Source organism: Goodfellowiella coeruleoviolacea (assembly GCF_024171785.1).
Lineage (GTDB): Bacteria > Actinomycetota > Actinomycetes > Mycobacteriales > Pseudonocardiaceae > Goodfellowiella > Goodfellowiella coeruleoviolacea.
In genome coordinates this window covers 419,014-440,896 of the sequence record NZ_JAMTCK010000006.1, presented here as the reverse complement: position 1 = coordinate 440,896, position 21,883 = coordinate 419,014, and the positions used below count along the sequence as shown (strand labels likewise).

Annotated in this window: 24 protein-coding genes and 1 pseudogene; 13 read left to right on the top strand and 12 right to left on the bottom strand. The window is 72.2% G+C overall.

All coding sequences use genetic code 11. The features are described 5' to 3' along the window. Positions 1 to 361 precede the first annotated feature (361 nt). The 3 genes from LX83_RS15890 (at position 362) to LX83_RS15880 (ending at position 3,982) form a co-directional block, all read left to right on the top strand. Positions 362 to 1,201, top strand: a complete 840-nt coding sequence (locus LX83_RS15890) for a response regulator transcription factor (protein WP_253771941.1) — start codon at positions 362 to 364, stop codon at positions 1,199 to 1,201. An 83-nt stretch (positions 1,202 to 1,284) separates the two neighbouring features. Beyond that, a complete protein-coding gene (locus LX83_RS15885; protein ID WP_253771939.1) occupies positions 1,285 to 1,956 on the top strand; it encodes a LysE family translocator in 672 nt (223 codons plus the stop codon). Positions 1,957 to 2,146: 190 nt separating this feature from the next. Continuing rightward, complete coding sequence (locus tag LX83_RS15880; protein WP_253772064.1) at positions 2,147 to 3,982, top strand: acyl-CoA dehydrogenase; 1,836 nt, start codon at positions 2,147 to 2,149, stop codon at positions 3,980 to 3,982. Between the two features lie 83 nt (positions 3,983 to 4,065). Here the strand turns inward: LX83_RS15880 and LX83_RS15875 are convergent, their stop codons facing one another. Further along, complete coding sequence (locus tag LX83_RS15875; protein ID WP_253771937.1) at positions 4,066 to 4,647, bottom strand: maleylpyruvate isomerase N-terminal domain-containing protein; 582 nt, start codon at positions 4,645 to 4,647, stop codon at positions 4,066 to 4,068. A 94-nt stretch (positions 4,648 to 4,741) separates the two neighbouring features. Beyond that, on the bottom strand, positions 4,742 to 5,641 hold the full coding sequence (locus tag LX83_RS15870) for an NAD(P)-dependent oxidoreductase (RefSeq protein ID WP_253771935.1): 900 nt from the start codon (positions 5,639 to 5,641) through the stop codon (positions 4,742 to 4,744). 156 nt (positions 5,642 to 5,797) lie between these two features. On the opposite strand from LX83_RS15870, the pseudogene LX83_RS15865 reads away from it, so the two are divergent. Next, positions 5,798 to 6,772, top strand: a pseudogene (locus tag LX83_RS15865) (GlxA family transcriptional regulator); the annotation flags it as partial. 36 nt (positions 6,773 to 6,808) lie between these two features. Here the strand turns inward: LX83_RS15865 and LX83_RS38690 are convergent. Then, complete coding sequence (locus tag LX83_RS38690; RefSeq protein ID WP_253771933.1) at positions 6,809 to 7,831, bottom strand: YncE family protein; 1,023 nt, start codon at positions 7,829 to 7,831, stop codon at positions 6,809 to 6,811. A gap of 123 nt (positions 7,832 to 7,954) precedes the next feature. On the opposite strand from LX83_RS38690, the gene LX83_RS15855 reads away from it, so the two are divergent. Further along, positions 7,955 to 8,848, top strand: a complete 894-nt coding sequence (locus tag LX83_RS15855) for a LysR family transcriptional regulator (protein ID WP_308203984.1) — start codon at positions 7,955 to 7,957, stop codon at positions 8,846 to 8,848. Between the two features lie 15 nt (positions 8,849 to 8,863). Here the strand turns inward: LX83_RS15855 and LX83_RS15850 are convergent, their stop codons facing one another. From LX83_RS15850 to LX83_RS38685, 3 genes are all read right to left on the bottom strand, one after another. Then, the gene (locus tag LX83_RS15850; protein ID WP_253771932.1) at positions 8,864 to 9,289 is read right to left on the bottom strand and encodes a DUF6010 family protein; all 426 of its coding nucleotides are present in this window, start codon (positions 9,287 to 9,289) and stop codon (positions 8,864 to 8,866) included. A 222-nt stretch (positions 9,290 to 9,511) separates the two neighbouring features. Next, on the bottom strand, positions 9,512 to 9,697 hold the full coding sequence (locus LX83_RS15845) for a DUF397 domain-containing protein (protein ID WP_253772059.1): 186 nt from the start codon (positions 9,695 to 9,697) through the stop codon (positions 9,512 to 9,514). A gap of 15 nt (positions 9,698 to 9,712) precedes the next feature. Then, the gene (locus LX83_RS38685; RefSeq protein WP_407649589.1) at positions 9,713 to 9,847 is read right to left on the bottom strand and encodes a Scr1 family TA system antitoxin-like transcriptional regulator; all 135 of its coding nucleotides are present in this window, start codon (positions 9,845 to 9,847) and stop codon (positions 9,713 to 9,715) included. Positions 9,848 to 9,886: 39 nt separating this feature from the next. On the opposite strand from LX83_RS38685, the gene LX83_RS15840 reads away from it, so the two are divergent. Further along, a complete protein-coding gene (locus LX83_RS15840; RefSeq protein ID WP_253771931.1) occupies positions 9,887 to 10,129 on the top strand; it encodes a hypothetical protein in 243 nt (80 codons plus the stop codon). Positions 10,130 to 10,223: 94 nt separating this feature from the next. On the opposite strand, the gene LX83_RS15835 is transcribed toward LX83_RS15840, so the two are convergent. Next, a complete protein-coding gene (locus LX83_RS15835) occupies positions 10,224 to 10,391 on the bottom strand; it encodes a hypothetical protein (RefSeq protein ID WP_308203983.1) in 168 nt (55 codons plus the stop codon). Positions 10,392 to 10,484: 93 nt separating this feature from the next. Here LX83_RS15835 and LX83_RS15830 point away from each other — a divergent pair, with 93 nt between their 5' ends. Then, positions 10,485 to 11,051: a TetR/AcrR family transcriptional regulator gene (locus LX83_RS15830; protein WP_253771930.1), complete on the top strand. Its 567-nt coding sequence runs from the start codon at positions 10,485 to 10,487 to the stop codon at positions 11,049 to 11,051. Between the two features lie 57 nt (positions 11,052 to 11,108). Here the strand turns inward: LX83_RS15830 and LX83_RS15825 are convergent, their stop codons facing one another. Beyond that, on the bottom strand, positions 11,109 to 12,098 hold the full coding sequence (locus LX83_RS15825; protein WP_253771929.1) for a zinc-dependent alcohol dehydrogenase family protein: 990 nt from the start codon (positions 12,096 to 12,098) through the stop codon (positions 11,109 to 11,111). Between the two features lie 95 nt (positions 12,099 to 12,193). On the opposite strand from LX83_RS15825, the gene LX83_RS15820 reads away from it, so the two are divergent. Then, positions 12,194 to 12,931 carry a TetR/AcrR family transcriptional regulator gene (locus LX83_RS15820; RefSeq protein ID WP_253771928.1) on the top strand — a complete coding sequence of 246 codons (738 nt, stop codon included), beginning with the start codon at positions 12,194 to 12,196 and terminating at the stop codon, positions 12,929 to 12,931. 18 nt (positions 12,932 to 12,949) lie between these two features. Here LX83_RS15820 and LX83_RS15815 read toward each other — a convergent pair whose 3' ends face one another. Then, a complete protein-coding gene (locus LX83_RS15815; RefSeq protein WP_253771927.1) occupies positions 12,950 to 14,224 on the bottom strand; it encodes a cytochrome P450 in 1,275 nt (424 codons plus the stop codon). Positions 14,225 to 14,419: 195 nt separating this feature from the next. Between LX83_RS15815 and LX83_RS15810 the strand changes: the two genes are divergently transcribed. Next, positions 14,420 to 15,400 carry a TetR/AcrR family transcriptional regulator C-terminal domain-containing protein gene (locus tag LX83_RS15810; RefSeq protein ID WP_253771926.1) on the top strand — a complete coding sequence of 327 codons (981 nt, stop codon included), beginning with the start codon at positions 14,420 to 14,422 and terminating at the stop codon, positions 15,398 to 15,400. A 209-nt stretch (positions 15,401 to 15,609) separates the two neighbouring features. Continuing rightward, positions 15,610 to 17,070, top strand: coding sequence for a guanine deaminase (gene guaD / locus LX83_RS15805; protein WP_253771925.1), 1,461 nt, complete (start codon positions 15,610 to 15,612; stop codon positions 17,068 to 17,070). Between the two features lie 66 nt (positions 17,071 to 17,136). Here guaD and LX83_RS15800 read toward each other — a convergent pair whose 3' ends face one another. Further along, positions 17,137 to 18,030, bottom strand: a complete 894-nt coding sequence (locus LX83_RS15800; RefSeq protein WP_253771924.1) for an MBL fold metallo-hydrolase — start codon at positions 18,028 to 18,030, stop codon at positions 17,137 to 17,139. An 82-nt stretch (positions 18,031 to 18,112) separates the two neighbouring features. Between LX83_RS15800 and LX83_RS15795 the strand changes: the two genes are divergently transcribed. Continuing rightward, complete coding sequence (locus tag LX83_RS15795) at positions 18,113 to 18,985, top strand: LysR family transcriptional regulator (protein ID WP_253771923.1); 873 nt, start codon at positions 18,113 to 18,115, stop codon at positions 18,983 to 18,985. Positions 18,986 to 19,014: 29 nt separating this feature from the next. On the opposite strand, the gene LX83_RS15790 is transcribed toward LX83_RS15795, so the two are convergent. Together LX83_RS15790 and LX83_RS15785 are read right to left on the bottom strand one after the other, a co-directional pair. Then, entirely contained in the window at positions 19,015 to 19,662 is a 648-nt protein-coding gene (locus LX83_RS15790) for a class I SAM-dependent DNA methyltransferase (protein WP_253771922.1), read from the bottom strand. Positions 19,663 to 19,746: 84 nt separating this feature from the next. After that, on the bottom strand, positions 19,747 to 20,235 hold the full coding sequence (locus tag LX83_RS15785) for a carboxymuconolactone decarboxylase family protein (protein WP_253771921.1): 489 nt from the start codon (positions 20,233 to 20,235) through the stop codon (positions 19,747 to 19,749). A 169-nt stretch (positions 20,236 to 20,404) separates the two neighbouring features. On the opposite strand from LX83_RS15785, the gene LX83_RS15780 reads away from it, so the two are divergent. Both LX83_RS15780 and LX83_RS15775 read left to right on the top strand, forming a co-directional pair. After that, entirely contained in the window at positions 20,405 to 20,641 is a 237-nt protein-coding gene (locus tag LX83_RS15780; RefSeq protein ID WP_407649585.1) for a hypothetical protein, read from the top strand. Positions 20,642 to 20,743: 102 nt separating this feature from the next. Continuing rightward, positions 20,744 to 21,838 (top strand): aminotransferase-like domain-containing protein, encoded by a 1,095-nt coding sequence (locus LX83_RS15775; RefSeq protein ID WP_253771920.1) that lies wholly within the window; start codon positions 20,744 to 20,746, stop codon positions 21,836 to 21,838. Positions 21,839 to 21,883 lie beyond the last annotated feature (45 nt).

The following is a 21,883-nucleotide window of genomic DNA, read 5'->3' as shown; positions in this document are numbered from 1 at the left end:
AGGTGCGCCCGCAGGGCACCGGAGGCGACGAGCGGCGGTGTCGGGCGGGGCCGCCGCGCGGCAGGCTCCACCCGCGTGCGCCTCGGCGTCCGCACGGGTCTGTGACGTAGGTCTAACGAGCCCGTGACCGGCGAGGGAAGACCCGCCTCGTGAACTGAGTCATAGTTGTGACTCTTGGTCACATATGTGAACTCAGGGGTTGTGGTGGCCGCTCAGGCGTGTAACTGTTACTTGGAACACACGTAAATCCCCCAATCGGGGGTAATACCGCGATTTTTTGGACGGCGCTCCTCTCCTCACTCGACAGGAGGACGAAGGACCTCGGCCCTCCCGGCAGGCAGTGCGAGAGATCGGAGGACGGATGCGAGGCGGCACAACCCCCGGCGTCAACCCCCGTGTTCCCAGCCAGAACGGTCCGGCGGGCCACAGCGACGGCACCCGCACGGTGCAGAGCAACCTGAGCGTGGCCCTGGTTGACCCGGTTCCCCTGTTCCGAGAGGGCATGTCCGCGCTGGTGCTCAGAACACCGGGACTGCGCTGGATCGGCTCCACCGGCCACCTGCACGCGGCCATGCTGCTGCATCAGCGGTACCGGCCCGACGTGGTGCTGATCGACTCGTCCCTGGACCCCAGATGTCAACTGGCCCAGGTGCTGGTCAGCGGCGACCAGCACCTCACCGTGCTGTGCCTGGTCAACGAGCCGCAGCGGAGCGCCCAGTTCATCGGGCGCGCGCTGGGCGTTGGCGTGCACGGGCTGGTGCGGCACCGCGCCGAGCCCGGGCAGATCGTCGAGGCGATCCGCCGCACCCACGCCGAGCGCGGCTACCTGGACCCGGCACTGGCCCCGCTGGCCAGGAGCACGGCCGCACCGCGCTCGACCTCGGGCGCGCCCAGCCTGTCCCGCCGCGAGTTCGAGGTGCTGCAACTCATCGCCGACGGCATGGAGAACCAGGCCATCGGCAAGGCGCTGTTCGTGTCCGTGGAGACCGTGCGCACCCACGTCAAGGGCATCCTGCGCAAGCTGCGCGCCAGGGACCGCACGCACGCCGTGGCCCTGGCGTTCCGGTCCGGGCTGCTCACCGCGCACGGCGAGGAGCACGCCGAGGCCAACCGGGAGTGGGCGCGCGTGCCCGAGCAGGTGCCGGCGCAGTCGGTGACCGCGCTGCGCTCCATCGGCGGGGGCTCGGCCACCGCCGGCTGATCCAGTATTCCCGGCCGACCCCGCAAGGGATCAGACTCACAAATAGCTGGTCAGACACTTGGTCAACTAGTCAGACTCCGCGCATGGGTGTGGTAACTGGCGCGTTCGTCCTGACCTGCGTGCTCGTGGTGGTGGCACCGGGTCCCAGTCTCGCCGTGATCATCGACCAGACGCTGCGCGGCGGCCGGTCCGCCGGCCTGGTCACGGTGGCCGGCAACGTCAGCGGTCAGGTGGGCTGGGCGCTGGCCTCGGTGCTCGGGCTGACCGCGCTGGTGCGCACCTCCGAGATCGCCTTCGTGGTGCTCAAGGTGGCCGGCGCGGTCTACCTGTGCTGGCTGGGCGTGCAGTCACTGCGCCGCGCCCGGCGCAACTACGTCGCCCCGTCGGCCGCCGCCACGCCAGGACCTGCTGAACCGGTCAGGGTTGGGGGGACCGGCCGGCGGCGCGGTCTGGCCAGCTCCTACCGGGCCGGCCTGCTCACCAACGCGACCAACCCCAAGGCCGCCGCCCTCTACCTGGCGCTGTTCCCGCAGTTCCTGCCGGCCGACGGCAACGCGCTGCTGGACACCGCCACGCTGGCCGGCACCCAGATGCTGATCAGCGCCGTCTGGTACAGCCTGATGGTGCTGGTCGTCGGCACGGCGCGGCTGCTGCTGGCCCGCCCCCGGGTGCGCGCGGTGATCGACGGGCTGACCGGCGCGGTGCTGGTCGGCCTGGGCATCCGGATGATCACGATGAGCCGCGCCGCCGTCTGAGCGCGCGCCTCGCCCGCCTCCCCCGGGCAGGGGATGAACCGCGCACCGATCGCATGATCCTCGTCGCTCGCCGGGGCCTGCCCTTGCTGAGGTTACTGCCAGGTAATACCCTGTTGTTACCGGCCAGTAGGGGACAGCCCTGCCGGGGACCAGCGCAGACAGCGCACGCGTTTCAGGGGTGAGCGACGAGATGGGCCACTACAAGAGCAACATCCGGGACCTGGAGTTCAACCTCTTCGAGGTGTTCAAGGTCCAGGAGACCCTCGGCACCGGGCCGTTCGAGCAGAGCGACGAGGACACCGTGCGCGGTGTGCTCAGCGAGCTGAACAACCTGGCGGTCGGTCCGCTGGCCGACTCCTTCACCGACGGCGACCGCAACCCGCCGACCTTCGACCCGAAGACGCACACGGTCACCTTGCCCGAGTCGATCAAGCGCTCCTACCAGGCGGTGTGGGACGGCGAGTGGTACCGGCTGAGCCTGACCAACGAGCTGGGCGGCTTCGGCATCCCGTCCACGGTGAAGTGGGCCGCGGCCGAGCTGATGCTCGGCGCCAACCCGCCGGTGTTCATGTACATGAGCGGCCCCAGCATGGCCACGGTCGTCTACCGCAACGGCAACGAGCAGCAGAAGCACTGGGCCCAGCTGATGATCGACCGCGCCTGGGGCAGCACCATGGTGCTGACCGAGCCGGACGCCGGCTCCGACGTGGGCGCCGGCCGGACCAAGGCGGTGCTCCAGGAGGACGGCAGCTGGCACCTGGACGGCGTGAAGCGGTTCATCACCTGCGGCGACCAGGACATGACCGAGAACATCATGCACCTGGTGCTGGCCCGGCCCGAGGGCCCGGGCATCGAGGCCAAGCCGGGCACCAAGGGCCTGAGCCTGTTCCTGGTGCCGAAGTTCCACTTCGACCCGCAGACCGGTGAGCCGGGCGAGCGCAACGGCGTGTTCGTCACCAACCTCGAACACAAGATGGGCCTGAAGGCGTCCAGCACCTGCGAGGTGACCTTCGGCCAGCACGGCGTCCCGGCCAAGGGCTGGCTGCTCGGCGACGTGCACAACGGCATCGCGCAGATGTTCGAGGTCATCGAGCACGCCCGGATGATGGTCGGCACCAAGGCCATCGCCACCCTGTCCAGCGGCTACCTCAACGCGCTGGAGTACGCCAAGGAGCGGGTGCAGGGCGCGGACATGACCAGGATGACCGACAAGACCGCGCCCCGGGTCACCATCACCCACCACCCGGACGTGCGGCGCAGCCTGATGCTGCAGAAGGCCTACGCCGAGGGCCTGCGCGCGGTCTACCTGTACACCGCCACCTTCCAGGACCAGATCCTGCTCGGCGGCGAGAACACCGAGCTGGCCGAGGCCGTCAACGACCTGCTGCTGCCCATCGTCAAGGGCGTCGGCTCGGAGCGGGCCTACGAGCAGCTGGCCCAGTCCCTGCAGACCCTGGGCGGCTCCGGCTTCCTGCAGGACTACCCGATCGAGCAGTACATCCGCGACTCGAAGATCGACTCGCTGTACGAGGGCACCACGGCCATCCAGTCGCTGGACTTCTTCTTCCGCAAGATCGTCCGCAACAACGGCCAGGCCCTGACCCACGTGGCCGGCGAGATCCAGAAGTTCCTGGAGTCCGAGGGCGGCAACGGCCGGCTCAAGGAGGAGCGCGCCCTGCTCAAGAGCGCGCTGGAGGACTTCCAGGGCATGCTCGGCGCGATGATCGGCTTCCTGACCGCCAGCCAGGAGGACGCGCGCAACATCTACAAGGTCGGCCAGAACACCGTGCGGCTGCTGATGAGCGCGGGCGACCTGCTGGTCGGCTGGCTGCTGCTGCGCCAGGCCGAGATCGCCCTGGCCGCGCTCGGCGGCGAGGTGTCCGACAAGGACCGCGTCTTCTACGAGGGCAAGGTGGCGGTGGCGTCGTTCTTCGCCAAGACCGTGCTGCCCGAGCTGGCCGGCCGGCGCAAGGCCACCGAGCTGACCGACAACGCCCTGATGGACCTGCCCGAGGCCGCGTTCTGATCGGCTGAGGTGACCTGAGGGCACCGGAAACCCGGCGGGGCGCGCACTGCCCCCGCCGGGTTTCTGCTGTGTTCGACGGGGAATCAGCGCACCCGGCCGTCCCACTGCCACTGCCGCCGGCGCGGCAGGCCGGGCAGGGCGGTCCGGCCGGTGCACCACAGCAGGGTCTGCGCCGGGGCGTGTCCGGTCGGCGCGTCCGGGAAGATCCGCTCAACCACGGGCGCGCACAGCTCGTCCGGTGGTGTCCAGGCCACGCCCAGGGTGGCGGCGATGTCGTGGGTGTGCATCAGCAGCTCGGTCACGCCCATGGCGGCGAAGCCGGGACCGTCCGAGTGCCCCCACGGGTGCCAGGCGCGCGTCTCCGGCGCGGCGTCGCGCACGGTGCTGGCCAGCAGGGTGGCCGCGATCCGGATGCCCTCCAGGCACGCCGGGATCGGCGCCTGCGGGTCCAGTGAGCCGAACAGGGTGATGTAGCGGTCGACGGGCCGGGCGATGAGCAGGCCGGCGTAGCCGAGCACGCCCAGGGCGAGGTGGTCCAGCGTGGCGCGGCAGGACCAGTCCAGGCCGCCCGCCGGGCGGACCCAGTCCTGGTCGGCGCCCTTGACCAGCACGTCGGTGCTCACCGCCGCGGCCGAGGTGACCAGCTCGGGCCAGGAGAGTGTCATCGCGGGATGTCCTCGCGTTCCTCAGTACCTTGTGGACAGTCAAGACAGGACAGTCGGGACAGGACGGTTGAGTTGGGACGTTCGCCCCTGGCTCTCAGGCCGAGGCCGCCGGCCGCAGCACGTCGATCAGCCGGGCGTAGCTGTCCTGGTTGTGCCCGTCGGCGGCGGCCCGCTCGATCATCGACAGCAGCAGTTCGGGCAGGCTCCGGTCCACACCCCGCGCCTCGCTGGCGTGCACCAGGTGCTGGATGGCCGCCACGTGCACGTCCAGGCTGGCGTCGTCACCCGGGTAGCTGCCCTGGTCGACCTGGGGCGCGTAGGTGGTCATGAACCCGGCGATCGCGGTCATCCAGCGCAGCGCGATCGGCGTGTACGCGGTCGCGGCCACCCCGTCGGCCCCGGCCACCGCCACCCCGTGCAGCCACCCGGTCAGCGTGGACCACATCAGGCCGAGCAGGGCCGTGTCGTACAGGCACGCCAGACCGGGGTCGGTGCCCAGGTTGATCGGGTCGCCCAGCGCGGCCAGGGTGTCCCGGTGCGCGGCGAACGCCGCCGCCGACCCGCCGTAGAGGAACATCATGTCCTGGCCGCCCACCCCCGGCGGGGTCGTCATGATCGCGCCGTCCAGGTACTCGGCGCCGTGCCCGGCCGCCCACTCGGCCATCTCCCTGGCCTGCTCGGGCGAGCCCGAGCACAGGTTGACCAGCACCCGCCCGGCCAGCGTCTCGGCCACCGGCTCCAGCTGCTCGCGCGCGGCGGCGTAGTCCAGCACGCACACCACCACCAGCTCGCTGGCCGCCACCGCGTCGGCCACGGTCGCCGCCCTGGTCGCGCCCTTGGCCACCAGGCTGTCGGCCCTGGCCGCTGACCGGTTCCACACGGTGGTGGCGTGGCCGCGCGCCAGGAACGCGCCGGCCAGCGCCGATCCCATGGCGCCGAGGCCGATGACGGACACCGGGGTGCGGGCGGCGTCGGCGGAACCGTGCTCGTTCATGTCCTGCTCCAGTTGGTCGTGCCTGATCGGCTGAACGGCGCTGATCCGGTGTCCCGGATGGCCGTACCACGACCCTCGCACCGCGCCGGAACCGCGACCAGTGGCAGGACTGACCACATTCGCAAAATTCCTGCCGACCCACGTAGGGTCGCGGTCATGCGCCCTGGCTCCGTCGCGGTCGCCATCACCGCCGACATCCACCCGTGGGACCTCTACGAGCTGAGCATCGTCTGCGCGGTGTTCGGCACGCCCCAGCCCGACCTGGCCGACCCCTGGTACGACCTGCGGCTGTGCGTGGCGGAGCCGGACGGCGCGCCCACCCAGGTCGGTTTCGGCTTCGGCCTGCGCACCACCCACAGCCTGGCCGAACTGTCCACAGCGGACACCGTGATCGTGCCGTCCGTGCCGAACGCCTGCGTCGAGGGCGATCGGGAACTGCCGCCCGAGCTGATCGCCGCGCTGCGTGCGGCCAGTGCCGCCGGCGCGCGCATGGTGTCGCTGTGCAACGGCGCGTTCGCCCTGGCCGCCGCCGGCATCCTGGACGGCCGCCGCGCCACCTGCCACTGGATGCACGCCGGCATCCTGGCCAGCCGGTACCCGGCGGTGCGGGTGGACGACTCGGTGCTCTACGTGGACGACGGCGACGTGCTCACCAGCGCCGGCGTCAGCGCCGGACTCGACCTGTGCCTGCACCTGGTGCGCCGCGACCTGGGCGCGCACCTGGCCAACCAGTTGGCCCGGCGCATGGTGGTGCCCGCGCACCGGCCCGGCGGACAGGCCCAGTTCGTGGACCTGTCCGTGCCGGTCGATGACGACGACAGCCTGGCTCCGGTGCTGGAGTGGGCTCGGGAATGCCTGGACCAGCCGCTCACCGTGACGGATCTGGCCCGCCGGGCCGGGATGAGCGCCCGCACGTTCCACCGCCGGCTGCTCGCCGCCACCGGGACCACGCCGTTGCAGTGGCTGCTCAACCAGCGGCTGGCCCGGGCGCAGCTGCTGCTGGAGACGACGAACCTGCCGATCGAGCAGGTCGGCGAGCGCAGTGGGCTGGGCAGCGCGGCCAACCTGCGCCGGCACTTCACGCTGCACGTGGGCGTGTCGCCGACCGAGTACCGCCGCGCCTTCCCGGCCGCGGACCGCAATGCCGACCGCGGGTCGGGCCGGGACTCAGTCCGCCGCGCCGATGTGGGCGAGCCCGTGCGCGCCGGCTCCGGTGGCGAGTTCTTTGATCACCTGGAAGGTGGTCAGGTCGACCACGGTCACCGTGCCCGAACCGCTGTTCGCCACGTAACCGACCGTCCCGTCCGGCGACGAGCCGATGGTCAACGGAGTCCGGCCGATCGGGACGCTGGCCAGCGGCTCGAACGTGCTGGCCGAGTGGACCAGCAGGGAACCGTCGTGCACCACGAACTCACCGTCCACCATGTCCAGCCTGGCCTCGCCGACCAGCAGCGTGCCGGTTGACGTGACGTGCACGCCGGCCAACCGGTGTTGCGCGGGAATGGTGTGGACCACGGTGTCGGTGGCCGTGTCGATCACGCGGACCCCGGGTTCCCCGGCTGGCGCGCCCGGCACGTTCGCCGGCCCGGCGACGAAGACGTGCCGCCCGTCCGGTGCGACCGCGATGCCCTCGCTGCCCGGCACCGCGACCTTGGTGACCAGCCTGCCCGCCGCGATGTCCACAACGGACACGAACGGCGCTTCCTTGTTGGCGGTGTAGCACTTGGCGCCGTCCGGCGTGACCGCGAACCAGTGCGGCCCGTACGCGTCCACGTCGATCCGCTTCAGCACCGTCCGGCGTTCGGGGTCGATGACCAGCACGGCGCCGGAGTGCGTCCCGTTGTCCTCCACGCTCACGTACAGCAGGCCCCGATCGCCGTCGTAGTACAGGCCGTGCGGCCCGTGCTCGGGCGAAAGGTCAATCAGGTCAACGACTTTTCGCCGGTCCGCGTCCACCACCGAGAGCACGGTGCCCCGGCCGGTGTTGCCCGCGTACCAGCCCGAGTGGTACGTGTGACTGACGTAGAGCAGCCGCCGCTTCGGGTCGAAGCACATCTCGTGCGGCTCCGCGGTCACCTCGACCACGTCCAGCCGCTCACCCGTGTCCAGGTCGTGGAACCCGAGTGCGCAGTCGCCCTGGCTCACCACCGCGAGCACCGTTCCCGTGAGTGCTCCCGTTCCCGTGGTCATCACAAAATCCTCCTGAGCGTTGACGTCCCGAGGGGTGCTCGGTGATTCCGACGCTAGGGAGTGGAGCCGATTAACTCCAGTGCAAGCTCGGTAATGACTCGTTCCACCTGTGATAATCGGCGGGTGGAATCGCTGGACATGAACCTGTTGGTGGCACTGGACGCGCTGTTGGCGGAGAACAGCGTCACAGCCGCGGCCGACCGGCTGCACACCTCCGCGCCCGCCATGAGCCGCACCCTCGCCCGCATCCGGCGGGTGCTCGGCGACCCGGTCCTGGTGCGCGCCGGCCGCCACCTCGTGCCCACCCCACGCGCCCTGGAACTGCGCGCCGAAGTGCGCGCGCTGGTCGAGCGGGCCCACGCGGTGCTCACCCCGGCCGGCGACCTCGACCCGGCCACGGTCACCCGCTCGTTCGCCGTGCAGGCCAACGACGGCCTGGTCGCCGTCGCCGGCACCAGGCTGATCGCGGCCGTGCGGGCCGAGGCGCCCGGGGTGACGCTGCGGTTCCTGTCGGAGAGCCTGGAGGGCACCAGCGCGCTGCGGGACGGGCGGGTGGACCTGGAGATCGGCGTGATCGGCCACGTCGAGCAGGAGGCCCGCGTGGAACAGCTGCTCACCGATCGGATGGTCGGCGTGGTGCGGCCGGAACACCCGCTGGCCAGGGGCCGGGTGACACCCCGGCGGCTCGCGGCGGCCGATCACGTGGTGGTGTCCAGACGGGGCCGGTCGCACGGCCCCATCGACGACCGCCTGGCCGAGCTGGGCCTGCAACGGCGGGTCGTGGCCACCATGCCGAGCCTGTCGGCGTCCCTGCTGATGGCCCGCGACATGGACGTGGTCTGCCTGGCCTCGGCCAGCCTCGGCAGTGCCACGGTGAAGGCGTTGGGGCTGCGCATGTTCGAGCTGCCCCTGGACCTCCCACCACTGGCGATCGGCATGGCCTGGCACCCCCGCAACGACGCGGACCGCGTGCACCGCTGGCTGCGCGACCGCGTCCGCCAGGTGCTCCGCCCCTGACGCGGGCGCCCGGGTTCAGGCGGCGGGTTGGTCGCTGGTGGCCGCGCGCCGCGAGAAGCGGGCGCGGATCAGCGCGAACAGGTTCGGGCCACCGGCGAAGCACCAGATGGCGATCACCGGGTCGCAGATCGCGCAGCCGAACGAGGAGTCGTGGGCGAACGGCAGGATCGGCGTGCCCTTGATGTGGTGGACGACGTCCCAGGCGGTGTGCATCAGCCAGGCGATGCCGATGAACGTCCACGACTTCAGGCCGATGTAGGCGACCACGGTCGCGGCGACCGTGAACGCGGCTTCCCACGGACCCACCCCGCCGCTGCTGAGGTAGGCCGCGCCCGCGCCACCGACGAAGACGGCGTTGAACGGCCGGCGGTGCTTGTCCGGGATGAACGAGTTGACGAAGGCGTAGACGATGCCGATCAGGATCGGCGCGATGACGGACATGGTTCTCCTCAACTGACTGGAGAACCCGACGCTAAGCATCCCCAGGCCGGGCCGGAACTGGCTGGATTGCCACATTGCAACGGATTCTCGCCAGCGCGCGGCGGCCACGCCCCGGCATCTGCGACCATGCTCGACGACACCAGGACGACCAGCCCCAACCCCCAACCCCCGACCACCTCATCGCCCGTTCAGGGGTTCGCGAACGTGCTGGACTGCCGGTGGTCAGCCGTTGAGGCGGCCGGCCTTCACCGCGTGGCGGAACCTGGTCAGTTCGGTCTGGCTGAAGGTCAGCACCGGTCCTTCGGGGTTCTTCGAGTCACGCCCGGCGGTCATCGTGTGTGCCAGTTCGACGCAACTCGACTCCTGTCCGCTCCGGCTGGACTTCTTCCAGCGGGTTGACGCGGGCAGCTTGTCTCCATTCGATCAGACCAACTTGGCTATGAAGTCGTCTGACTCCTGTGGGTTCACAGCCAGGGCGCGAACCTCGGCTTCCGCGGTCTGGTACGCCCGCACGTCGTCCTCTTCGGTCAGGAAGACCCCGGAACGGTGGTGCTCCAGGTGAACCGCGCCGGTGGGAACCGCTAGTCACCGAGGAACGTGACGGTCTCGGCGAGCGGGGCGCGCAGCGTCGCCGAGGAGATCGTCCTCTGTGGACAGAGCGCGGGGTTCGCGGAGCTGGCGCTGGTCAACGGGGTGGTGGGGATCGTGGTCGCGCCGCGCGGTCAGCTGGTGCTCGCCCGCACCGTCGCGGTCGAGGGTGAGCGGATCACCGAGTACGAACTCGTCGCCGACCCGAACCGGCTCCGGCGACTCGAACTGGCCGCACCCCGCTGGCCGTAGCTGTCCTGGCCGGGCCGGAACCGTTGGCTCACCGTTGTTCCGGCTTGTCAACGACCAGCGGCCCGCCTGGTGGGCCGAACGAGACCGGGGTGGGTCAGGCGGCGGCGCGCAGGTGCTCCCGCGCCCACTGCGCGAAGCTGGTGAGCGGGATGCCGAGGTCCCGCGCGAACTCCGGGCGGGCCGGCTGACCGACCACGTTCAGCCACTCGTGCGAGGCGCCCATCGCCGGCATGCCGGCGGCCAGGGCTTCCGCCTCGGTCATGTCCGGCGAGGACGCTAAACGGCGGGGCCCGCCGTTTTGGTTGCCGCTACGATATGGCGGGGTTCGCCACTTAGCAACCTCGGAGGTGACGCCGTGTCCGACCACCAGCGCGCCGACGCCAGGCGCAACTACGCGCGCATCCTGGCCGTGGCCGAGGACGAGGTCGCGGCCCACGGCGCTGGCGCCTCCCTGGAGCAGATCGCCCGCGTCGCCGGGGTGGGCTCGGCGACCGTGCGCCGGCACTTCCCCACCCGCCAGGCGCTGTTGGCGGCGGTCTCGCACAAGCGGATCGAGGCGCTGTGCGCCCGCGCTCGCGAGCTGACCGGCACGGGCGACAGCCGGGCCGCGCTGCTGGAGTGGCTGGGCGAGGTCGTCGCCTACTGCGTCGCCGCCCGGGGGCTGGCCGAGGCACTGGCCTACGAGCCCGCCGAGGGCGACTCGCTGTACGAGAACAGCTGCTCGGCGGCGCTGGAGGAGGCGGGCGGCCCGCTGCTGCGCCGCGCCGCGCGGGACGGCGCGGTGGCCCCGGACGTCAGTGTCGCGGACCTGATCACGCTGATCGTCGGCATCGTGCTGGCCACCGAGCACCACCCCGATCCCGGCGCCCAGGCCGACCGGCTGTTCCGGCTGGCCGTGGCGGGACTGAGTCCGACGGGCTGACCGGGGGCCGGGGGTCGGCGGCGGTCAGCCGCGTGCGGCCTGGGCGCGTGGGTCGGGTCAGTGCTGGACGGTCACCACGATCTTGCCGAGCTGGTTATTGGCCTCCAGGTAGCGGTGCGCCTCGACGATGTCGACCAGGTCGAACGTGCGGTCCACGATCGGGGCCAGCGTGCCGGCGCGCAGGCCCGCGTTGATGAACGCCTCACCGCGGCGGCGCTGCCCCTCGTCCTCCAGCAGCAGGTTGAGGCCGTAGCCGACGATGTGCAGCGGCCAGTTCAACGGCAGGGGCGCGGGCCGGGTGTCCAGCCAGCCGTAGACGATCAGCATGCCGCCGCGCGCCACGGTGGTGGCCAGTTCGGCCAGGCCGGGGCCGGCCACCGGGTCGAACACCAGCCGGGCACCCTGGCCGTCGGTGAGTTCGCGGACCCGCTCGGGCAGGTCGCCCTCGGCCGTGGTGAGCACGTGCGCGGCACCGGCCGCCAGCAGCCGGTCCCGCTTGGCGTCGGTGCGGGTGACGGCGATGGGCACGGCACCCACGTGGTTGGCCATCTGGATGGCGGCCACGCCGGCCGCGCTGGACGCGGCGGTGATCAGCACGTGGTCGCCGGGCGCCATCCGGCCGACCTCGACCAGTGCGCCGTACGCGGTGAGGTAGGACAGCCACACGGCCGCGCCGGTGACCGCGTCCACCTCGGCGGGCCGGTGCAGCAGGTCGTTGGCGGACACCACGATCCGCTCGGCGTACACGCCGCGGTCGGACATGGACCCGGACACCGCCAGCACGCTCACGGTGTCGCCGGGCCGGTGGTCGGTCACGCCGGGGCCGACCGCCTCGACCACGCCCGCGGCCTCACTGCCGAGCCGGGAGTTGGGCAGGGTCGCCGGGTAGTAGTAGCCGCCCGAGCGGAACAGCGCCTCGGCCCGGTTCAGGCCGATGGCCTCGACGCGCACCAGCACCTCGCCCGGGCCGGGATCGGCCACGGGCACGTCCACGACGCGCAGCACCTCCGGCCCGCCCACCTCGTCGAACAACACGGTCCTGGTCATGGTCGCCGCCCCCTCGCTCGTGCGCCGCTCGTTTTCTATACGGCGTGCAGAATTCACAGCAGTGCACTCTAATCGAACCCTGTAAGGTGTCAAGGGTGGACGAGCACACGCAGCGCAGACGGGCCCGGCTGCGGGCGCGAACCACCGCCGAGATCAAGGAGACGGCGCTGCGGCTGCTGGCCGAGGGCGGTCCGGACGCCATCTCGCTGCGGGCCATCGCCCGGGAGATGGGCATGAGCGGCAGCGCGGTCTACGGCTACTTCGCCACCCGGGACGCGCTGCTGCGCGAGCTGATCAACGACGTGTACGCGTCCGTGCTGGACCGGGTGGAGGCCGCGCGGGACGCCGTGCCCGCCGACGACACCGGCGGCCGGATCGCGGCCTGGGGGCTGGCCCTGCGCGAGTGGGCGCTGGCCAACCCGACGGGGTTCCGGCTGATCTACGGGGACGTGGCCGCCACCGTGCAGGCCGGCTCGTTCTCGGCGGCGGCCAAGCGCGCCTGCGTCGGGCTCACCGAACTGGTGGCCGCCGCCTGGCCGCACGTCCGGGACGGTCAGGCCGAGCACGCGCACGAGTGGTCGGACTTCGCGGCCACCTCGGCTGCGGTGGTCCAGGAGGCACTGCCCGGCCTGGACCCGGGTGTGTTCGGCCTGGCCCTGCGGGTGTGGGGGCGGATGCACGGGCTGATCAGCCTGGAGGTCAACGGCCACCTCGGCCCCCAGCTCGAACGGTCGGACAAGCTCTACCGCGCGGAAATGCTCGACCTGGTCAGGTCACTGGGCCTGTCGCCGCGGGCCCTGCCGGTGGTGGGACCCACCTCGGCGGAGCGGTGACCACGGCGGTGGAACCGCTCACCAGCTGACCGGCAGCCGGTACACGCCGTAGATGCCCCGGTCCACGCGCAGCGGCACCTCCTCGGCCGGCACGGCCAGGCGCAGCGCGGGGAACCGGCGGAACAGCGCGGTGAAGCCGACGCGCAGCTCGACGCGGGCCAGCTGCTGGCCGAGGCACTGGTGCACGCCGTGCCCGAAGGCCAGGTGGCCCCGTGCCGAGCGGGTGATGTCCAGTTCGTCGGGGCGCTCGAACCGGTTCGGGTCGCGGTTGGCCGCGGGCAGCGACACGCACACCGCCTCGCCGGCCCTGATCAGCTGGCCGCCCAGCTCGACGTCCGCCAGCGCGGTCCGGTTCATCTCGTACTGGACGATGCTCAGGTGGCGCAGCAGCTCCTCGACCGCGCCGCCGGCCAACCCGGGATCGGCGCGCAGCGCGGCCAGCTGGGCGGGGTGGCGCAGCAGCGCGAACGTGCCGAGGCCGAGCATGTTGGCCGTGGTCTCGTGGCCGGCGACGAGCAGCATCATGGCGATGCCGGCCACCTCGGTGTCATCCAACCCGGTGTCATCCAACCCGGTGCCGTCCAGCCCAGCGGCATCCAGCCCAGTGCCGTCCACCCCAGCGGCATCCAGGCCGGTGCCGTCCGGTCCGCCCCTGGTGACCAGGTCGCTGATCAGGTCGTCGGCCGGGGCGGCCCGCCGGCTGGCCGCCAGCCCGTGCAGGAAGCCGAACATGGCCTCGCCGGCCGCGTCCGCCGCCGGGCCGGCGGCCAGGCTGAGCATGGCGCTCGCCTGCCGCTCGAAGGTCTCGTGCTGCTCGTAGGGCACGCCGAGCGGCTGGCAGATCAGCTGGGTGGCGACCGGCAGCGCGAACACGTCCACCAGGTCGACCGGCGGGCCGTGCTGTTCCATCGCGTCCAGCCGCTCCTCGACGATCCGGCTGACCTCCGCTTCGAGCTGGTTCATCCGGCGCACGGTGAACTGGCCGGTGAGCAGCTTGCGGTAGCGGTGGTGCTCGGGCGGGTCCATGAAGATGAACATCCCGGGCACGGGTGGCTCCGGCTCGCGCTGGCGCAGCGGGGAGCGCAGCAGGTCGCCGCGCGAGCTGAACCGGGGATCGGCCAGCACCTGGCGGGCCAGCGCGTGGTCGGTGACCAGCCAGCCGGCCGAGCCGTCGGCGAAGACCAGGCGGCTGACCGGCTGCTCCGCCCGCAGCCGGGCGAGTTCGGCGGGCGGGTCGAACGGGCAGGTCCTGGTGGTGGGCAGTGCGGCGGGCGGGGACGCGGTGTCGGACATGAGTACACCGTACAAATACTGCGTACATCGTCAACTGTACTAGTTCGCCGGCATTGTCGCGGCGAGCCCGCCCCAGGTGGATGTCCCGGGAAAGCAATCGGAAACCTCGTTGGTGACCGGGGCGGGCGGGGGCACGCCCGAGTCGTGCCGCTCGCGTTTCCGGCCAGGCTGGTGTACTAGTACTGGGGTGTGCTGGTGGCGGGACGGGGAGGCGACGTGAACCGGGTCGACGAGCGGGGCGAACCGCCCTACCTGCGGATCGCCGGTGAGATCCGGCGCCGGATCAGCGACGGCGAGCTGCGGCCGGGCGACCGGGTGCCCTCGGCGCGGCGGATCACCCAGGAGTGGGGCGTGGCCATCGCCACCGCCACCAAGGTGCTGGCCACCCTGCGCCAGGAGGGGCTGGTGCGGGCCGTGTCCGGGGTCGGCACCGTGGTGGCCGACCCCGCGTGCCACCGCGCGCCGGCGGCCCGGCGGCAGCCGCGTGCCCCCGAGGGCGAGCTGTCCAGGGACCGGATCGTGCACGCGGCCCTCGGTCTGGCCGACGCCGAGGGGCTGGCCGCGCTGTCCATGCGGCGGGTCGCCACCGAACTGGGCGCGGCCACCATGTCGCTGTACCGGCACGTGTCCGGAAAGGACGAACTGGTGCTGCTGCTGGCCGACACCGCGTTCGGCGAGGCCCGGCTGCCGGAGCACCGCCCGGCGGGCTGGCGCGCGCAACTGGAACTGGCCGCGCGGCTGGAGTGGGAGCTGTACCAGCGGCACCCGTGGCTGGCGCAGGTGATCTCGGTGGGCAAGCCGCAGCTGCTGCCCAACATGATGCTGCACGGGGAGTGGCTGGTCCGCGCCCTGACCGGGGTCGGTCTCGACGCGGCCACCATCACCTACGCCTACATCACGGTGTTCAACTACGTGCGGGGCGTTGCGGTGAACCTGGCGACGCAGACCGAGTCCGAACGGGACACCGGCATGCGGGACGCGGAGTGGATGGAGGCCAACGGCGACGCGGTGCTGTCCGCGATGGCCAGTGCGGGCACGGTGCCGTCGCTGGTCGGCCTGTTCACCCGCAACGAGGTCGACTACAACCTCGACGGCCTGTTCGAGTTCGGCCTCGGCCGGCTGCTCGACGGCATCGCCGCGCTGATCGGCACGCCCGGACCGGACGCGGCCGGCTGATCGGCACCGCCGGCCGGGCCGTGCCGGCTGATCGGCACCGCCGGCCGGGCCGTGCCGGCTGATCGGCACCGCCGGCCGGGCCGTGCCGGCTGATCGGCACCGGTCAGGTGAATCAGGGCGCCCAGGTGTGGCGTTGCCCGGCACAAGATCGAATTCGCCTCGATACTGGCGCCGTGACTCCTGGTAACCGCTTGGCTACGCTCTCCGCAGTGGGACGCAGGCACTTCCTGGCCGGCCTCGGCCTGGCCGCCACGGCTGATCTGATGACCTCCATGGCCACTGCCAACGCCAGCCCCCGGCAGCCCACCGACCGCGCGGCCGACCCGGACGCCGACGCCGCCGACCCGAGCGGCTGCGACCGCACCGTGGTGTACGGGTGCCTGCTGCACTTCCTGGACGATCCCGGTGACCCGCCGGCCGAGCAGGCGTGGGAGCTGTTCGAGGACGGCGCGCTGGTCATCGAGAACGGCAAGGTGGTGTGGCTGGGGCCGGTGCAGCGGCTGTCCGACCAGCACACCGCCGACGCCAAGGTGATCGACCACCGCGGCCAGCTGGTGCTGCCCGGTTTCGTGGACACCCACGCGCACTACAGCCAGGTCGACGTGATCGCCAGCTACGGCGAGCAGCTGCCGCAGTGGCTGGACAAGTACGTCTACCCGGCCGAGTCCCGGTTCGACCAGCCCCGGCACGCCGAGCTGATGGCCAGCTTCTTCCTGGACCGGATGCTGGCCGCCGGCACCACCACCGCCAGCGTGTTCCCCACCGTGCACGCCAACTCGGTGGACGCGTTCTTCGCCGAGGCCGAGCGGCGCAACCTGCGCGTGCTGTGCGGCAAGGTGCTGATGGACCGCGAACCCCACGCGCCCAGCCACCTGCGCGACCTCAGCGTGGCGCAGGCCAGGGAGCAGACCCTGGACCTGATCGCGCGCTGGCACGGCCGGGGCCGGCTCGGCTACAGCATCACGCCCCGGTTCGCACCCACCTCCACCGAGCAGCTGCTGCAGATGGTCGGCCAGCTGCGCCAGGAGCGGCCCGACCTGTGGCTGCAGACGCACGCCGCCGAGAACCGCGCCGAGGTCGACCTGGTGCGCACGATGTTCAACGCCCGCTCCTACATCGACGTCTACGACCGGTTCGGCCTGCTCGGGCCGCGCTCGGTGTTCGCGCACTGCGTGCACATCGACGACCAGGACCGCACCCGGCTGGCCGCCACCCACTCGTCCATCGCGCACTGCCCCACGTCCAACCTGTTCCTGGGCAGCGGCCTGTTCCAGCTGGCCGAGGCGCGCGGCGCCCGCGTGCAGGTCGGGCTGGGCACCGACATCGGCGGCGGCACCAGCTACTCGCTACTGCAGACCCTGAACGAGGCGTACAAAGTCCAGGCGCTGCAAGGAAAACGGCTGTCCGCGGCGCGCGGCTTCTACCTGGCCACCCTGGGCGGCGCGCGGACGCTGCAACTGGACCAGCAGATCGGCAACTTCCAACCGGGCAAGGAAGCCGACTTCGTCGTGCTGGACTGGGCCGCCACCCCGGTGCTGGCCCGCCGCACCGAGGTCGCCACCAGCTTCCAGGAGCGGCTGTTCGCGCTGATGACCCTCGGCGACGAGCGCGCCGTGGCCGCCACCTACGTCATGGGCAAGCGCCACCACTCGGCACCCGCCCGCTCGTGACCCGCGCACCGGTGGCCGGGACGCGGCAGGTCCCGGCACGGGCGGTGCGGCCGGGGGCCCGGCGGGTCAGCCGTGCTCCGCACAGAAGCAGCCGACGCCCCTGCTGATCCAGTCCCGCCCGGTCCACTCCGGGTGCCGCTGCACCATCAGCGCCTCGACCTCGGCGGCGATCGTCTCCTCGCTCATCGCCGAGTCCCGCCGCGCCCACGTCTCGTCGAGCAGCAGTTCGAGGTAGTCGCGGACGTCGGCGAGCACCCCGGGGCCGGCGACGGCGCCGTGGCCGGGCACCACCACCCTCGGGTCGGTGGCGATCAGGCGGTGCATCACCTCGATCCACCCCAGCCCGGAGACGTCCACGTCGTGCGGCGGGAACCACGGGAAGATCGAGAACTGGCCGGCCTCGACCAGGTCACCGGTGAACAGGACACCGGCGTCGGGCACCAGCACCACCTGGTCGCCCCTGCTGTGCGCGCGTCCCGTGGCGCGCAGGCGCACCACCCGGCCGCCCAGGTCCAGGTCGTGGTGCTCGGCGTAGACCACGTCCGGCGCGACCAGTTCGACACCGTCCAGCGCCCGCGCGACCGGCGCGCCCAGCCCGCGGAACATCTCCAGGTAGCCCGGCCCCCTGCCGGCGAGGTCCTCGGCCTGCGCGCGGTTGACCAGGTAGGTGGCCGCGCCCGCGAAGACCTGCGCGCCGAACGCGTGCTCGGGGTGGAAGTGCGTCGTGGTCAGGTACAGCCTGCGGCCCCTGGCGTACTCGGTGGCGAAGGTGAGCAGCCGCTCGGCGTTGCGCGGCCCCAACCCGGTCTCGACGACCAGCACCGAGTGGCTGCCGCCGATCACGCCGACGTTGGGCACGAGGCCCACGCCGCCGTCGGGGATCACCACCAGGTCGCGGTCGAGTTCCTCGGCCCGGTTGACGTCGACGACCGGATCGTGCGTGAGTGGTGCGAAATCCATGTCCCGACTGTCACGCCGCCGCCCGGCCGGCGTCCAACACCCATCCGGGCAACCCGATGCCGCACGGGTATCGTCGCTGGTCGTGGAGTTCCGGTTGCTGCACTACTTCGTCGCCGTGGCCGAGGAACGCCACTACGGGCGCGCGGCCGCCCGGCTGCACATGACGCAGCCGCCGCTGAGCCGGGCCATCAAGCAGCTGGAAACCGACCTGGGTGTGGTGCTGCTGCACCGGTCGGCCGCGGGCGTGGCGCTGACCGCCGCCGGGCAGACCCTGTACGCGGAGGCCACCGCCCTGCTGGAACAGGCGGAGCGGGCCCGCGCGCGGGTGACCGCGGCGGCCGGGGCGGCCACGCTCACCGTCGGCACGCTCGCCGACACCGGCCGGGAACTCGGCACCAGCGTGGCCGCGGCGTTCCGCCGCCGCCACCCCGAGGTGGCGATCCGCTTCCGCGAGGCCGACTTCACCGACCCCACCACCGGGCTGCGCGCCGGGCTGGTCGACGTGGCGCTCACCCGAACTCCCTTTGACGACACCGGGATCAGCACGCGCGTGCTGCGCTCCGAGCGGGTCGGGGCGGTGCTGCGCACCGACGACCCGCTCGCCAACCGCGGTCCCCTGCGGCTGGCCGACCTCGCCGACCGGCCCTGGTTCCAGCTGCCGGACGGCACCGACCCGATCTGGCGCGCCTACTGGAACGGGGCGGCACCGGTCGGGGAACGGCCCGCCGGCCCGGTGGTGCGCACGGTCACCGAGTGCCTGCAAGCCGTGCTGTGGAACGGCATGGTCGGGATCGCGCCGCTCAGCCACGCCCTGCCCGACGGGCTGACCGTGGCACCCCTCACCGACATGCCGCCGAGTCGCCTCGTCGTCGCCTGGGCGAGCGCGCGGGAGAACCCGCTGGTCCGCTCGTTCGCCCAGCTCGCCGGCACCGCGCACCGGTCGGCGCGGGCGTAGCGCCCGCCCACACCGGCCGCAGGCGTTGGTCAGCCCTGGGGCGGCTTGCGCATCAGCAGGTGCGCCTGGTGGAACTGCCGCTCGCCCTCGCGCGGCTCCCGCCGCAACCGGCCCACCTCGACGAACCCGGCCTGCCGCAACAGCTCCGCGAGGCTGTCCGGCGACCACCGGTAGGCGAGCGTGACCTTGTGGTCGAACTCCTGCGGCCGCGGGTCGTCGCCGGCGAAGAACCCGAGCAGCAGGTGGCCGCCTGGCGCGAGCACCCGGTGGAACTCGGCGAACACCACCGGCAGTTCCGCCGGCGGGGTGTGGATGGTGGAGAAGTGCGCGAGGATGCCGCCGAGCACCCCATCGCCGATCTCCAGCGCGGTCATCGTGCCCTCGTCGAACCGCAGGTGCGGGTGGTCCTGGCGGGCCCGGGCGATCATCGCGGGGGACAGGTCCACCCCGAAGGTGGTGAGCCCGAGGTCGTGCAGGTGCGCGGTCAGCTGGCCGGGGCCGCAACCGAGGTCGGCGACGGGTCCGGCGTCGTGGGTCCGCACGAGTTCGGCGAACGCGGCCAGCATCGCGCGTTCCAGCGGCAGGTCCGCGAGGAAGTCGCGGACGAGTTCCGCGTAGACGGTGACGACGGCGTCGTAGGCAGCCCTGGTGGTGGACTGGGTGGTGGATTGGGACACGGCCGCACACCGTACCCGCGGCGGCGGGCCGCGACCCGGCCCCGGACCGGGGTGGTCCTGGGCCGGGCCGGGATCCGCCCGTGATCAGTTCGCCGTGGCGGTGGCGAACATGCCGGGCTGGTAGGAGCCGCCCTGCTGGCGCGTGATCACGGCGAGCCGGTTGGCCGCGTTGATCTGGGCGACCAGCGCGACCAGCGCGGCGATCTGGTCGTCGGTGTAGTGCTCGCGCACCCGGGCCCAGGTCTGGTCGGACACGCCGGGGTGGGCGTCGGCGAGCCGGGTGCCCTCCTCGGCGAGCGCCAGCGCGGCCCGCTCGGCGTTGGTGAACACAGTGGACTCACGCCAGGTGGCGACCAGGTTGAGCCGCACCGCGGTCTCACCGGCGGCGGCGGCGTCCTTGGTGTGGACGTCGGCGCACCAGCCACAGCCGTTGATCTGGCTGACGCGCAACTGCACCAGTTCCTGAGTGGACTTCGGCAGCGCCGACTGGATGATCACCAGGCTGGCGTTGCCGAACCGTTTGGCGAACTTGCCGCCGAGTTCGTTGTCGAACAGGTTGAACCGGGAAGTCATGGCACTGTCCTCACGTGGTGGTGTCGGGTGGGCTGGTCCGCGGCGGCGCCGCGCGACGACCACCAGATGCCGGCGGCGCGCGCCGTGTGACAGCACGGGACCGGTGACGGCCACCACACGCGGGCCGACCACTCGCGCGACCGGACCGGGCGGTGGCACAGCCCGGGCGGTGTCACAGACCGGGCGGGTCCGGTGTCTGGCGGCGAGCGTGGCCCCGGTGCTGGCCCGGATCGCCGCGGCGGCCCTGCGGCCGGCGCAGGTCAACGGCCACCCGGCGCTGGTGCTGCGGCGGGACGGGGAGATCGACACCGTGGTGGCGGTGCGCGTCGAGGGCGGCCTGATCACCGGGCTCTACGCCGTGCGCACCCCGAGAAGCTGGCGCACATGCGGCACGAGACCAGCCTGAGCCGCTGAACCCCGGGGGCGCTGAGCTGGTGAACCGAGGGGGCACCGCGGGCCGGCACAACTCGCGGGCCCGGCCGGCGGTGCTGGTTATACGCTCGCGCCCATGACCCCGGATGCGTTGATCCCGTTCACCCGCGGCGCCCCGTCGCTGGACATCATCGACACCCAAGGGCTGGCCGAGGCGACGCAGAAAGCGTTCAGCACCGACCCGGCCGGCACGTTCGGCTACGGCACGGCCGGCGGCTACCTGCCGCTGCGCGAGTGGATCGCGGAGCAGCACGGCGTGGACGTGGACCAGGTGCTGGTGACCAACGGGTCCATGCAGGCCGACGCCTTCCTGTTCCAGACGCTGGTGCGGCCAGGCGACGACGTGGTGGTCGAGGCCCCCACCTACGACCGCACCCTGCTCAGCCTGCGGCAGCGCGGCGCCACCGTGCACGCGGTCGACCTGGAGACCGACGGCGTCGACGTGGCCGCGCTGCGGTCCCTGGTGGACGGTGGGGTGCGGCCCGCGCTGGCGCACATCATCCCCAACTTCCAGAACCCGGCCGGCTACACGCTCAGCGCGGCCAAGCGCACCCAGCTGCTGGCGCTCGCCGCCGAGCACGGCTTCGTCGTGTTCGAGGACGACCCCTACGTGTCGATCCGGTTCGAGGGCGAGCCGCTGCCCACCATGCTGTCCCAGGACACCGCCGACACCGTGGTCTACGCGTCGTCGTTCTCCAAGACGGTCGCGCCCGGCCTGCGCTGCGGCTACCTGGTCGGCCCGAAGAAGGTGCTGGCGGAGGTCATCAAGCTGGCCACCAACACCTACATCTCGCCGAACATGGTGTCCCAGTCGATCGTCAACGAGTACTGCCGCTCCGGCCTGCTCGACCGGTCGATCAGCGTGGTGCGGACGGCCCTGCGCGAGCGGCGCGACGCCCTGGTCGCCGCGCTGCGCCGGGAGCTGCCCGAGGCGCGGTTCACCCCGCCGCAGGGCGGCTACTTCATGTGGGTCGAACTGCCCGAGGGCGTGCTGGTCGACCGGCTCGCCCCGGTCGCGCGCGAGCACGGCGTGGCCTTCGTCAACGGCACCGACTTCCTGCTCGACGGCGGCCACAACGCGGTCCGGCTGGCCTTCGCGGGCCTGTCGCCCGAGCAGATCGACACCGGCATCACCCGGCTGGCCGCCGCCGTTCGGGCACTGGCCGGCTGACCCCGAAGGCGGGCCGCGCGCCCGGGTTCCGCCCGCCGTGACCGG

Excerpts from the sequence above, each read along its gene's own strand:
- LX83_RS15785 (WP_253771921.1), bottom strand. The coding sequence starts at position 20,235 with ATGACTTCCCGGTTCAACCTGTTCGACAACGAACTCGGCGGCAAGTTC.
- LX83_RS15870 (WP_253771935.1), bottom strand. The coding sequence starts at position 5,641 with ATGAACGAGCACGGTTCCGCCGACGCCGCCCGCACCCCGGTGTCCGTC.
- LX83_RS15885 (WP_253771939.1), top strand. The coding sequence starts at position 1,285 with ATGGGTGTGGTAACTGGCGCGTTCGTCCTGACCTGCGTGCTCGTGGTG.
- LX83_RS38690 (WP_253771933.1), bottom strand. The coding sequence starts at position 7,831 with ATGACCACGGGAACGGGAGCACTCACGGGAACGGTGCTCGCGGTGGTG.
- LX83_RS15775 (WP_253771920.1), top strand. The coding sequence starts at position 20,744 with ATGACCCCGGATGCGTTGATCCCGTTCACCCGCGGCGCCCCGTCGCTG.
- LX83_RS15835 (WP_308203983.1), bottom strand. The coding sequence starts at position 10,391 with ATGACCGAGGCGGAAGCCCTGGCCGCCGGCATGCCGGCGATGGGCGCC.
- LX83_RS15875 (WP_253771937.1), bottom strand. The coding sequence starts at position 4,647 with ATGACACTCTCCTGGCCCGAGCTGGTCACCTCGGCCGCGGCGGTGAGC.
- LX83_RS15850 (WP_253771932.1), bottom strand. The coding sequence starts at position 9,289 with ATGTCCGTCATCGCGCCGATCCTGATCGGCATCGTCTACGCCTTCGTC.
- LX83_RS15800 (WP_253771924.1), bottom strand. The coding sequence starts at position 18,030 with ATGGATTTCGCACCACTCACGCACGATCCGGTCGTCGACGTCAACCGG.
- LX83_RS15880 (WP_253772064.1), top strand. The coding sequence starts at position 2,147 with ATGGGCCACTACAAGAGCAACATCCGGGACCTGGAGTTCAACCTCTTC.
- LX83_RS15890 (WP_253771941.1), top strand. The coding sequence starts at position 362 with ATGCGAGGCGGCACAACCCCCGGCGTCAACCCCCGTGTTCCCAGCCAG.
- LX83_RS15815 (WP_253771927.1), bottom strand. The coding sequence starts at position 14,224 with ATGTCCGACACCGCGTCCCCGCCCGCCGCACTGCCCACCACCAGGACC.
- LX83_RS15825 (WP_253771929.1), bottom strand. The coding sequence starts at position 12,098 with ATGACCAGGACCGTGTTGTTCGACGAGGTGGGCGGGCCGGAGGTGCTG.